Genomic DNA, 11,860 nt, shown 5'->3' with positions numbered 1-11,860 from the left:
ACGGTGCACCTTTGGCCACCCGCGAGCGCAGCGGTAACAGCGCCAGGATCACCTCACCCAGCACAATTCCGAACAGCCCGGTGATGATCACGAACAGCCCGGTCAGCTGCGCCGTGCCACCCAGGTGCGCTGAAGCTTCCACCGCGAACGGCGTGGACACCGAGCGCGCCAGCAGGCTGCGGGCGATATGGCTGTCGATATGCAGCGCCTTGACCAGCAGCTCGGTGGTGGCAATGGACACCACGATGCCAGCCACACTGCCCACGCACAGCGCCAGCCAGTATTTCTGTATGAGGCGCCGGTTCTGGTAGATCGGCAAGGCGAACGCCACGGTCGCCGGGCCCAGCAGCCACACCAGCCAGTGGGCGTCCTGGAAGTACAGCGAGTACGGGGTCGACGTCACCTGTACCAGCACGATCAGCAACAGCGAGGTGACGATCGCCGGCATCAGCCACACGCGTTTGTAGCGTTTGTAAACGGCCTGGTTGGCGTAAAACAGGCCCACCGTCGCCAACAGGAACAGCAGGGAAATCAGCCAGGCCTGCATTACACCAGCTCCTGTTTGGCCAGCACGGGGCGTTTGCTGCGTTGTTGGGTGAGGCGCTGCAAGTGCCGTTTACGCGTCCAGGCGCACAACCACTCGACGGTCAAGGCGGTGGTGACCAGCACTGATATGAAGCCGACGCCGATGGCGACCAGCAGCTTCAAGCCTTCGCTTTCGAACAAACTGGTGTACTGCACCACCGAGACGACCAGCGGAATGAAGTACAACAGCATGTTGGCCAACAGCAGTTCGCCGCCCTGTTCGAACAGGGCGGGTTTGACCACGCCGCTCAGCAGCAACGCCACCAGTATCAGCAGGCCCAGGATGCCCCCGGAAATGGGCAGGTGCGCCAGCGTGGCGATGCGGTCGGCCAGCGCCCAGATCAGGACCAGAAAAAGGATTTGCCCGAGGGTTTGCAGCCCGCGCAAGGCGGCCTTCGGTTTGCTCGAAGGGATAGGGAGTGAGGTCGACATGGGGTGGTCCGGGCGTTCAATCAGGTGAAAGTAACGCCATGCTAGCCAGTTGACCTTGAAAGATATAATGAATTAACTTCATCAAAATCATGCCGGATTGGAATACATCATGGACATCCGCGCGCTGCGCTATTACGTGGAAGTGGTCGACCAGCAAAGCTTCACTCGCGCCGCCACTCGCCTGCATGTCACTCAACCGACGGTGAGCAAGATGGTGCAGCAACTGGAGCAGAGCTTCGGCGTCGCCCTGCTCGCCCGCGATGGCAAGCGCTTTCAGGTAACCGATGCCGGTAACGTGGTGCTGCAACGGGCCCGGGAGATCATTGCGCTGCATGACACCATGAAGGTGGAAGTACGCGACCTGCAGCAAATGGGCCGTGGGGTGTTACGGATGGGGCTGTCACCCTTTACCCACACGGTACTGGCGCCCGTGCTGGCGGCGTACCACGCCAATCACCCGAAGATCGAGCTGAAGCTGTTCGAGATCGGCAGCAACGCCACGGTCGCAGACTTGCGTGACGGCGGCCTGGAGTTGGGCACGTTGCTGGATTTTCCGCGCGTGGCGGATATCTGGACGGAGTTTGATTCATTGCCGCTGTTTGAGTCGCCGCTGTGTTTGCTCGCGCCCGCCCAGTCGCCGTGGCAAGGCCGGGAGTTCGTGGAGCTGCGGGAGTTGGCCGATTGCGACTTCATCTTCTATGGCGACGCTTTTGCCCTTAATGACCTGGTGACCGACGCCTGCGCCGAAGCGGGTTTCGTGCCGCGCATCAGTGGCCGCAGTGGGCAGTGGGATTTCATTGCGTCGTTGGTGGGGTTGGGCGTGGGCATCGCCTTGCTGCCGCACATGTACTGCCAGACCCTGCGGCCAGAGCAATTCACGATCGTCGAGGTACGCTCGCCGGCGTTGATCTGGAAACTGGTGTTGGCGTGGCGGCGCCATGGGCAGTTGTCGTTCGCCGCGCAGGCGTGGTTGCAACTGGCGAGAAGCCTGCTCCAGCCAGACCCGTAGCAGCGGACCTGGCCGCGTCGAAGCCAACACGGTATGCCTGACACTGCGCGGCGCCCAGGACGCGGCCAGGTCCGCCGCAGGCATCAGAGCAGCCTGTAGATCTCGGACACGACCTGCAGCGTGGCGGCTTCGACCGTTCCTTCGTTGCGGCACAACACCCAGCCGTGCTGCGCAACCGCTCGCTCGAACGCTTCGGTGCTGGCGACATGCTCTTCCAGCTTCTGGATCACCGTACTGCCGAAGCCACGCGTGCGTGCCGCTGCCCTCGCCCATGAAATCTCGGGAGCGGTGACCACCCCCACATGCAAGTCAGGCACCCGTACCTGTCGATCCAGGTTCATTTGCAGAATCTGTGAAAACGGCACCAACCGGCGAAACGCGGCATCGGACGGGTACCAGCGGTCCATCAGGATAATACTGCCCGCAGGCTGTTTCGGCAGTACGTGGCGCGAGATCCAACTACGGCTGTCGGCGAAGCGCTCGCACACGCCCTGCTCCCTCTCGCGGCTGGGTTTTCGCGCGAGTTCGTTGACCAAGGCCATGGTTTCAGCCCTGTGAGGGTCATTGTTCCGTTCAGTCAGCCGCACCACCACCTTGTGGTCAGCCCTCAGCACCTTCGTAACGGCTTCCAGCAGCGTGGTCTTGCCGGTGCCTTTCGGCCCGTCCAGAGCAATGAATAGCGCAGCACCTGTCATATTCTTCCTTTTGGATTGACGTCTGCAACGCGAACGCCTGGACAGGTATTGCACCAGCCAAACAGCCAGCGGGTCAATCAAAAGGCAGGCGCGGTTCCCCTGATGGACCGCGCCGTATCGTTCGCCAGTGTGCTGTGCGCCAACAGTGGTTCCGGGGGCTGCTCAATGCAAGAGATCAGCCGGTACCTTGCCGCCGTTCTCAGCCAGCTTTTTCAACACGGCGCCATGCAGCCAGGTGTTCATGGCGGCAGAGTCGTCCGTGGAGCCCGTGTAATGAAGCTCAGCGGCCAACTGCTTGCGGGCGGTGAGGCTGCTGTCGATGTCCAGCAGTTTCAGCAGGTCGACGATCGAGGTCCGCCAGTTCAGCGTTTCCGTATGCTGGCTGGCCAGGGCCTCGAGCTTGGCGGCGACGTCGACCTGTGAGAGCGCGGTGGGTGAAGGCGAGCCAAGCGGTATCGTCTCAGACGGCGGGGCGCTGGGCACGGTGTCCGGCGGTGCTGTGGTGGGGGTACTGTCGGAGTGACTGCCGATGCCTAGTTTTTCGAGAATCGTGCTGAAAAAGCTCATATTATTTCTCCAAAGCGTAAGATCTTTGCCGGAAAAGCAAAGGTGGCTGGAGAAGTCACTGTAGCCCTATCAGGCAGGGTTCATCGCGCCGGGCGCCGAGTGGCCACCGCGCGGCGCAGTAGCCGCGTGATGGGCAGTCCCTGTAGCCGGCGCACGCAGTGGGTGCTTGACCAACAACACGCCTTGGAGTTGACCGATGTTCGATGAGCCCTTCTTCCCTTTCCAGAGCCTGGCGTCGGACCTGCTAGCCTGCCGGGCCGACAGCAGCGATGGCTCCCACGACCTGTCGCACATTCACCGCGTGTGGGTCAACGTGCGCCGGTTGCAGGAAAAAGAAGGTGGCGACCTGGAGATCTTGCTCGCCGCTACCCTTCTGCATGACTGCGTGGCGGTCGAAAAGAACTCGCCGTTACGGGCGCAGGCCTCGACCCTCTCGGCCGAACACGCGGCTTCCATTCTGCACGGTATTGGCTGGGCTACCTCGCGTATCGAGCGGGTGGCGCACGCAGTGAAAGCTCACAGTTTTTCCGCAGGCATCGAGCCGCTGACGATCGAAGCGAAGATCCTTCAGGACAGCGACCGGCTGGACGCCATCGGCATGGTCGGCGTGGCGCGCTGCTTCTATGTCGCAGGCCGTATGGGCTCGGCGCTGTATGACTTCACGAACCCGGGCGCCACCGGCAGGGACTACGAGGACAACCGTTTCGCCCTCGAACATTTCCATACGAAGTTGCTGACCCTGGCCTCGGGTTTTCAGACGACCGAAGGGGCTCGCCTGGCAAGCGTCAGGCAGGCGCGGTTGAAGGGTTTTCTGGAAGGGTTCCTGGACGAGATCGGAGCGCCTCTGCCTAGCTGAAATCCTCGCCTCACGATCGCCTCACTTTTCGAGCACCACCCATGGAGGGAGCATTCATTGAACATCGTCAACCTCAAGGATCTGACTGCCCAGGACATCCTGGCAATATGGGCGCTGGCAAAGCAGCCACCTCAGCGCTGCGACGGTACCGTCGCCTGGTCATTCGAAGGAAACGGCATCCGTACCCGTACCACGTTCATCCAGGCGTTCGGGCAACTTGGCTTACCGTTCATCGAGCTTCCGAACCTGCTGAAGTCGCAAGAGCGCCCGGTAGACCTGGCCGGTTACCTCGACCCCTTCTATTCCCTGTATGTCATCCGCGAGTCCAACCACCAGAGGCTGGAAGCGTTTGCCCAAGCCAGTTCAAGGCCCGTGGTGAATGCCATGTCCGCCATGGGCCACCCCTGCGAGGTGCTCGCCGACGGGTTTTACCTGCACGCTGAATTTGGCGACATCCGCAAGACAACCATCGGGCTATGGGGCCCGCTCACAAATGTCATGCGCTCATGGCACGAACTGGCGGAAGCGCTGGGCATGGTGATCGTGCATTTTTGTGGCCAGGACCTTCATACTGCGAACCCGCATGTTTCCTGGTCCGACGTCGCGGATCGGCCAGTGGATGTCCTGATTACCGACTCATGGCCAGCGGGCTTCACCGACGCTCAGTGGTCGCTCACAGAAGACCATCTGCACCAGCTCGGCAACCCACTCCTGCTACCCACGCCGCCCTTCTTCATCGGTGAAAGCGTGAGCGTTGACCCCTCTGGGTACGCTGGGTTCGTGGGTTATGAACAGAAGGGCGCGCTATTGCGGGTACAGCGCGCGATCGTGGAATATGCCCTGCGGGCGGCGCGCTGATCAGGCTGCGCGTAACCTGCGGACCTAGCGGCGTCGCCAGCACCGCAGCGTATCAGGCACACAGGCTGCACCGTCGACACGGCCTTTCGGCCACTGCTACCAGTCCTTGGCCATTGACCTCACCAGGGGCCAGCGGGCGGTTCGGGGGCTGCGTGACGGTTGGCGATAAACGGCAAGCCCAGGTTTTCCCGCAGCGTCTGCCCCTGGTACTCATGCCGAAACAGCCCGCGACGTTGTAACTCGGGCACCACATGCTCGGCAAAGTCGCTGATGCCTTGGTGCAGCCCGGAGAACATCACGTTGAAACCGTCGGCCGCGCCGCCTTCGAACCACGCCTGAAACTCGTCGGCGATGCTCTGCGGCGTGCCGATGAGGATGCGATGGCCGCCTGCCGTCAGCTGGTTGAACAGCTCGCGCACGGTGGGCCGCTCGCGGCGGATCAAGTCAATGATCAGTTTCTGCCGGCTCTTGTGGCCGTTGGTGTCGGCGTTTTCAGGCGGCAGTGGCACGACCGAGTCGAAGGGCAACTCGGACAGGTCGATGCCCAGCCCGACGAATGTCGAGATGGACCGCAGGAAGGCGGGCGGGTCCAGCAAGGCCTGTTGCTGGTCGTAGCGAGCCTGGGCCTCCTGCAGGGTGCGGCCGACAATGGGGGACACGCCCGGCAGCACCTTCAGGTGGTCGGGGTCGCGCCCCAGCGCCTGGGCGCCTTCCTTGATTTCACGGTAGAACGCCTGGCCTTGCTGCAACGTGTGCTGCGCGGTGAAAATCAACTCGCCCGCACGGGCTGCCAGGGCCCTGCCGGCATCGGACGACCCTGCCTGGGCGATCACTGGATAACCCTGCACCGGCCGAGCGGCGTTGAGCGGGCCACGAACCTGAAAGTGTTTGCCGCGGTAATTGAGCACGTGCATTTTGTTCACGTCCAGAAAGCGCCCGCTGGCCTTGTCCTGAACAAAGGCATCGTCCTCCCAGCTGTCCCACAGGCCGCTGACCACGTCATAGAATTCTTCCGCACGCGCGTAGCGGTCGGCGTGCAGCACGTGGGCATCCAGGTTGAAGTTTTCGCCGCCGCCCAGGGACGTCACCAGGTTCCAGCCCACGCGGCCATGGCTCAAGTGATCGATGTTGGCCAACTTGCGCGCCAGGTTGTAAGGCTCGTTGTAGGTCGTGCTCGCCGTACCGATCAGACCGATGCGCTGGGTGGTCAACGCCAGCGCCGGCAACAGCACCAAGGGGTCCCAGCGCACACTGGTGGGGCTGCCGTGCAGGCTGGCCTTGTCCGGGTCGACGTTCACGGCATCGTTGAAGAACACCGCGTGGAACTTGGCGGCCTCCAGGGTTTGCGCGGTCCAGCGGAAATGCTCGAAGTCTCGAAACAGATCGGTCGCCGCCGCAGGGTGGCGCCACACCGAGCTCATGAACCCGGCGCTGGGGATGAAGGCGCCGAGGATCATCTGCCTGTTGGAATGACTCAAGGGTTGCTCCTTGGTAAGAGGTAAAGGGGGCTCAGTCGAGCAGGTCGGGTTGTTCCACGCGGATGCGGTCCCACAACGGCAGGAAGTTGAGCCAGGCGAAGAACTCCTGGCCGGGCCTGTCACTGGCCTTGGGTGGGTCCAGATTCGGGATCACCGGGGTGCCTGCCGAATACGCCAGCAGGTGGGCGCGAGCCGTGTCGTCAGCCAGGATGAAGCGCCAGGCTGCGGTCTCCACGCTTTCGCCGACGGTCCACAACCCATGGTTCTGCCACACCAGCAGGTTGTTCTGGGCGAAGGTTTCGACGAACGCGCGGCTGACTCGGTCGCGGTCGCGCTCGACACCGCCGTCGGCGTTGCGCAGCGCAAGCCGCGGGAACAGCACCTGGTCGCCCTGGAAATAGCCCGACTCGGCGGTGATGGGCTCGAACAGCTTGCCCAGTGACGACCACACCCGGCCATGAAAGCCGTGCACGTGGGCGATGCCAACCACCTCCGGGCGTGCCTTCTGCAAGTCGTGGTGCAACTCCAGTGCGCTGGTATTGAGCACACCGTCGCCCTCCACCACGTGGCCATCGCCGTCCACGCGCATCAGGTCCGATACGCGTATTTGCGAAAACGGCACCCCCAGGGGGTTGATCCAGTAGTGGTCGGTTTCCACCGGGTCGCGGGCAGTAAAATGCCCCGCCACACCCACTTCGAAGCCCAGTTGGGCGAACAGGCGGTAAGCGGCGGCCAGACGCTGCTTGCGGTGCAGGCGCTCCTTGATGGGGTCGTTGTGGCGCAGTGGTTGGCGCGCGGTGATGCGGTGGTCGACCTGCGGCAGGTCACGGATGCTGTGGGTATGGGTCGGTGCGTCGCTCATCAGGCAGGCTCTCGTGGCGTGAGGGCGCAGCCGGGTCAGGGCTGCGCCAAGGCAGGGTGCGTATTGCTTACAGTGTCAGGGTAAAGTCCTTGACCAGGGCACCTGGCAGCAGCACCGTCTGGGCATCGCGATGGTGGTAAGAACGGGTGCTGATGCGCAGCGTCTGCTCTTGCGTCAGCGCCAACAGGTTCTGCCCCAGCACGGCGTACAGGCTGTCGTCGAACCGCATGGTCTCGATGGGCGCGACGATCTTGCCGTCTTCCACCCAGAAACTGGCAAAGCGCGTCAGGCCGGTGACCCGGGCCAGGCCCACGTCCGAATAGTTCAAATACCAGAGGTTGCCGATGTACAGGCCGGTACCCAGTGCCCTGAGGACGTCAGCGGTAGGCAGGTCACCGGCCTCGATCACCAGTGATGAAGGTGACTCGCTACTGTCGACACCGTTGGCCTCAAGGCCGTATTCGCGGGCCGAACGGGCGCTGACCAGTTTGCCGGCCAGCGCACCGGCGCGGATCAGCGCCTGGTCCTGGCGCAGGCTGCCTTCGCTGTTGAACAGCGGTTCAAGGCCGGTGGAGGCCGACTCGCTGAGGGTGAACGCGGGCGAAAAGGCAGCGGTTCCCAGCTGCAACGCTTGCAATGCGCTGCTGCGATTGCCCAGGGCCCGCGCCGAAAAGCCGCCCCGCAGCATCGATACCAGGGAATTGAAGGCGGCGGGCGCGAAATAGGCGCGGTACTGGCCAGGGCTCAATTGCTTGCGCGGTTTGCCCAAGTGCACCAGTTGCTCGCGCCCTTGGGCAAATTCTGCCGCCAGCGCCTCGCGGTCCCAGTGGCTGGCGCCGCAAGTGATCTTCACCGCTTCGCCATTGGCGTGGAACAGGCTGAAGTCCAGGCTGGCACTGGTCGCCACATGCCAGCCATGGGCGCCCCAGGAGCTGGCAAACCCACGGTACATGGGGCCGCCGCCGTAGATGCCGACCATGTCCAGGCCGTCGCTGAGGCTTACTACCTGCTCGATCAATTCGGCGGCGCTGGGCAGTTGGCCTTCGCCTTCACGCTCGCTGGTAAACGCCTGGCGCTCCAACTGCAGGTAGGGGTCGGCTGGCAACTGAAGCAGCAGTTCGCGCAGTTGCGTCAACGCCTTGCTCAAGCGAGCGATATCCAGCTCAATGTCGCCGGCCAGGGCGAACACCTCGCTGGCGTGACGCTCATGGCTGATCAGGCGCAGGGTGACTTCGATCTGACGCACTTCGCTGGCCTGGCGCACGCGGCCATGGTTGAAGCGAATGAATTGCGAGTCCTCGGCGTTGTACCACAGGGAAAACTGCTCAGCTTCGGTGGTGTGGGTCCGCAGCCACGCGGCCAGCTGGTTGAACGAGGCGCGGTAGTGATCATGGCTCATCAGGCTTGCCCCCCGAAGACGTCGATGTTCTGGAACACGCAGGCCGGCGATGCATGCCCCACGGTGATCGATTGATAGGGTTCGCCCTTGCCACAGTTGGACGTACCCAGCACCTGGAAGGTGGACTGATCGCCCACGGCGCTGAGGCTGCGCCAGAACTGCGAGGAAATACCCCGGTAGTTGGGGTTCTTCACCACGCCGGCGAGCTCGCCGTTTTCGATCAGTTGCCCCCACTCGCAGCCGAACTGGAACTTGTTGCGGGCCTGGTCGATCGACCAGGAGCGGTTGGTTGCCATGACAATCCCGTGCTCGATGTTGCTGATCATGCTTGCCAGTGGCTGGTCGCCAGGCTCCACGTTGAGGTTGGCCATGCGGTCGATGGGCGGCCGGTTCCAGTCGCAGGCGCGGCTGTTGGCGACCCCATCGAGGCCGGTACGTGCCTGGGACAGCGCCCCGCCCAGCGGGCGCTTGAGCACTCCGCCTTCGATCAGCAGGTGCTTGCTGGCAGCGAGGCCTTCGTCGTCGTGGCTGTAGCTGCCCAGTTCATCGTCCACGTTGGGGTCGAAGCTCACGTTGAGCAGGGGCGAGCCGTATTGGAAGTGACCGAACATACCCTGGGTGACGAAGCTGGTGCCGGCCAGGTTGCGTTCATCGCCCAGAATCCGGTCCAGCTCCAACGGGTGGCCGATGGACTCGTGTATCTGCAGGATCATCTGGTCGGGCATCAACAACAGGTCCCTGGGCCCTTGGGGGGTATTGGGCGCGGCCAGCAGTTGCAAGGCCTGGTCGGCCACCTGCTCGATCTGCCCGACAAAACCACCCTCCTGTACCAGCGTGCTGGCGCCTTGGCGCGCCACGGCCCAGCTGCGGCGCTGACTTTTCGTGCCATCGAAGGCGGTGACGTCCAGGCGCGGATGGAACAGGCGCTTGTGGGTGAGCACTTCGCTGCCGGTACTGTCCAGGTACAGTTGCTGGCGGTCCGTGACGCGCAAGCCCGCCGACCAGTTCACCAGCCGCTCATGCCGTTGCACGCGGGCCGATTCCGCTCGCAATAGCTCCAGCCACTGAGCGGTGGCCGGCAAGGGCTGGTCGGCAGCGGGTGAGGCGTAGCGGGTGCGCACTGCATCGCCTTGCACCGACGGCAGGCTCAGCAAGCCGTGGGCGCCCGTGGCCTTGGCCAGTTGCACGGCGTGTTCGTAAGCGCGCTGCAGGCCCCGTTCGGTCAGGTCGCTGGTGGCGGCGAACGCTTCGTTGCCATTGACCCGCACGCACAGCATCACGCCGCTGCTCGCGTGGCGTCGCGGCGGGTCGATGACATTGCGGGTTACCGACAGGCCCAGCGTGTCGTGGTGCACGTAGCGCAACGAATGGAAATGCCCGGCCGCCTGCCGAGCCTGGCTGAAGCGCGTAAGCAGCAGCCTGAGTGAGGATGAATCTTCGAGCATGCAGTCGACTCCCTGTGCAACGGTTGCGGGGCAGCCAGGCTGCCCATCGTTCAGGTTGGGTTAAACAGTGGGGGCCAGGGCCCCCGGGTCCGGCACTGCCGGTGCCCCCGGCGCGAAGGCGGCGGCCAGTAATTGCCGGGTATACGGATGGCTGGGCGCGTCGAACACCTGGGCGGTGGCGCCCCGCTCCAGCACCTGCCCGTCCTTCATGACCAACAGGTCGTGAGCCAGGGCGCGCACCACGGCCAGGTCATGGCTGATAAACAGGTAGGTCAGGCCATGGCTTAACTGCAGGCGCCGCAGCAGGTCGATGATCTGCTTCTGTACCGTGCGGTCCAGCGCCGAGGTCGGTTCATCCAGCAGGATGAAGTCGGGCCTGAGCACCAGCGCCCGGGCGATAGCGATGCGTTGCCGTTGGCCACCGGAAAATTCGTGGGGGTAACGGTGGCGCACCTCGGGATCCAGCCCCACTTCTTCCAGCACGCTGACCACCGCGGCTTCGCGGGCAGGCGCACTGAGGTCGGTGTGCACCCGCAGGCCCTCGGCGATGATCTGCAGCACGCTCAAGCGCGGACTGAGGCTGCCGTAGGGGTCCTGGAAAACCATTTGCATGCGCTTGCGCCACGGGCGCATGTGGCGGTCATCCAACCCATCCAGGGGGTGGCCGTCGAAGTGCACACTGCCTTGGGCCTCGATCAGCCTGAGCATGGCCTGCCCCAGGGTCGACTTGCCCGAGCCCGATTCACCGACGATGCCCAGGGTGGTGCCGCGCCGCACGGTCAGGCTCACGTCCTGTACAGCCTGCAAGTAACGGCGGCGCCAGAACGGCCCGGCCAACGGGAACCGCACCTGCATGCCCTGCCCTTGCAGCAGTGTGCCAGTGGCCTGCACGGGTAGCGGGTCACTACCAGGCTCGGCGTTCAGTAACAGCCGGGTATAGCTGTGCCGCGGCGCGCTGAACAGGGTTTCGCAATCGGCCTGTTCGACAAAGCAGCCATCGCGCATCACCGCCACGCGCTGGGCAATGTGGCGCACCAGGTTGAGGTCGTGGCTGATCAGCAGCAGGGCCATGCCCGTCTGCTTTTGCAGATCCTTGAGCAGTTGCAGGATTTTGCGCTGCACCGTCACGTCCAGGGCCGTGGTCGGCTCGTCGGCGATCAGCAACTGCGGCTCGCAGGCCAGCGCCATGGCGATCATCACGCGCTGACGCTGGCCGCCGGACAACTGGTGCGGGTAGGCCCGCAAGCGCGTTTCGGCGCACTGGATACCCACCTGTTGCAATAATGCCAGGGTGCGCCGGCGGATGCCGTGGCCATCCAGCGATGTGTGCAGGCGCAAGGCCTCGCCCACTTGGCGCTCTACCGTGTGCAGCGGGTTCAGCGAGCTCATGGGTTCCTGGAAAATCATCGCCACCCGGTTACCGCGCACCGTGCGCAAGCGGCTGGCTTCGGCACCCAGCAATTCCTCTCCTTGCAGGCGAATACTGCCGGTGGCCTGGGCACTGGCGGGCAACAGTTGCAGAATCGAATGGGCTGTCACCGATTTGCCCGAGCCGGACTCACCCACCAGGGCCAGGCATTCACCTGCGCGAATATGCAGGTCGACACCGCGCACCACCTGCCGGTCGCCAAAGCGAACTTGCAGGTCATCGATATCAATCAGGTTCTCGCTCAT

At 63.7% G+C, this 11,860-nt stretch carries 12 protein-coding genes; 3 read left to right on the top strand and 9 right to left on the bottom strand.

What is annotated here, in order from left to right:
• Both QBK88_RS28690 and QBK88_RS28685 read right to left on the bottom strand, forming a co-directional pair.
• A partial coding sequence (locus QBK88_RS28690) for an LrgB family protein (protein ID WP_277964730.1) occupies positions 1-547 on the bottom strand: 547 nt, incomplete at its 3' end.
• Positions 547-1,017: a CidA/LrgA family protein gene (locus QBK88_RS28685; protein WP_277964729.1), complete on the bottom strand. Its 471-nt coding sequence runs from the start codon at positions 1,015-1,017 to the stop codon at positions 547-549. The genes QBK88_RS28685 and QBK88_RS28690, both read right to left, overlap by 1 nt.
• A gap of 109 nt (positions 1,018-1,126) precedes the next feature.
• Here QBK88_RS28685 and QBK88_RS28680 point away from each other — a divergent pair, with 109 nt between their 5' ends.
• Complete coding sequence (locus QBK88_RS28680; protein ID WP_277964728.1) at positions 1,127-2,026, top strand: LysR family transcriptional regulator; 900 nt, start codon at positions 1,127-1,129, stop codon at positions 2,024-2,026.
• Between the two features lie 83 nt (positions 2,027-2,109).
• Here the strand turns inward: QBK88_RS28680 and QBK88_RS28675 are convergent, their stop codons facing one another.
• Together QBK88_RS28675 and QBK88_RS28670 are read right to left on the bottom strand one after the other, a co-directional pair.
• A complete protein-coding gene (locus QBK88_RS28675; RefSeq protein WP_277964727.1) occupies positions 2,110-2,721 on the bottom strand; it encodes a dTMP kinase in 612 nt (203 codons plus the stop codon).
• 162 nt (positions 2,722-2,883) lie between these two features.
• The gene (locus QBK88_RS28670; RefSeq protein WP_277964726.1) at positions 2,884-3,288 is read right to left on the bottom strand and encodes a DUF3597 domain-containing protein; all 405 of its coding nucleotides are present in this window, start codon (positions 3,286-3,288) and stop codon (positions 2,884-2,886) included.
• A gap of 196 nt (positions 3,289-3,484) precedes the next feature.
• Here QBK88_RS28670 and QBK88_RS28665 point away from each other — a divergent pair, with 196 nt between their 5' ends.
• Both QBK88_RS28665 and QBK88_RS28660 read left to right on the top strand, forming a co-directional pair.
• A complete protein-coding gene (locus tag QBK88_RS28665; RefSeq protein WP_277964725.1) occupies positions 3,485-4,144 on the top strand; it encodes an HD domain-containing protein in 660 nt (219 codons plus the stop codon).
• Positions 4,145-4,201: 57 nt separating this feature from the next.
• Positions 4,202-5,002: a hypothetical protein gene (locus QBK88_RS28660; RefSeq protein ID WP_277964724.1), complete on the top strand. Its 801-nt coding sequence runs from the start codon at positions 4,202-4,204 to the stop codon at positions 5,000-5,002.
• Positions 5,003-5,121: 119 nt separating this feature from the next.
• Here the strand turns inward: QBK88_RS28660 and QBK88_RS28655 are convergent, their stop codons facing one another.
• The 5 genes from QBK88_RS28655 to QBK88_RS28635 all read right to left on the bottom strand — a co-directional run bounded on the left by QBK88_RS28655 (position 5,122) and on the right by QBK88_RS28635 (position 11,860).
• A complete protein-coding gene (locus QBK88_RS28655) occupies positions 5,122-6,459 on the bottom strand; it encodes an LLM class flavin-dependent oxidoreductase (protein WP_277964732.1) in 1,338 nt (445 codons plus the stop codon).
• Positions 6,460-6,511: 52 nt separating this feature from the next.
• Positions 6,512-7,342, bottom strand: coding sequence for a class II aldolase/adducin family protein (locus QBK88_RS28650; RefSeq protein WP_277964723.1), 831 nt, complete (start codon positions 7,340-7,342; stop codon positions 6,512-6,514).
• Positions 7,343-7,409: 67 nt separating this feature from the next.
• A complete protein-coding gene (locus QBK88_RS28645) occupies positions 7,410-8,741 on the bottom strand; it encodes a metallopeptidase TldD-related protein (RefSeq protein WP_277964722.1) in 1,332 nt (443 codons plus the stop codon).
• On the bottom strand, positions 8,741-10,186 hold the full coding sequence (locus QBK88_RS28640; protein ID WP_277964721.1) for a TldD/PmbA family protein: 1,446 nt from the start codon (positions 10,184-10,186) through the stop codon (positions 8,741-8,743). The genes QBK88_RS28645 and QBK88_RS28640 overlap by 1 nt, the downstream gene beginning before the upstream one ends.
• 60 nt (positions 10,187-10,246) lie before the next feature.
• Positions 10,247-11,860 (bottom strand): ABC transporter ATP-binding protein, encoded by a 1,614-nt coding sequence (locus QBK88_RS28635; RefSeq protein WP_277964720.1) that lies wholly within the window; start codon positions 11,858-11,860, stop codon positions 10,247-10,249.

The organism is Pseudomonas sp. RIT-To-2, assembly GCF_029623465.1.
Taxonomy (GTDB): domain Bacteria; phylum Pseudomonadota; class Gammaproteobacteria; order Pseudomonadales; family Pseudomonadaceae; genus Aquipseudomonas; species Aquipseudomonas silvicola.
Note: the sequence above shows the minus strand (reverse complement) of the source record. Positions and strands in the feature narration are given on the sequence as shown.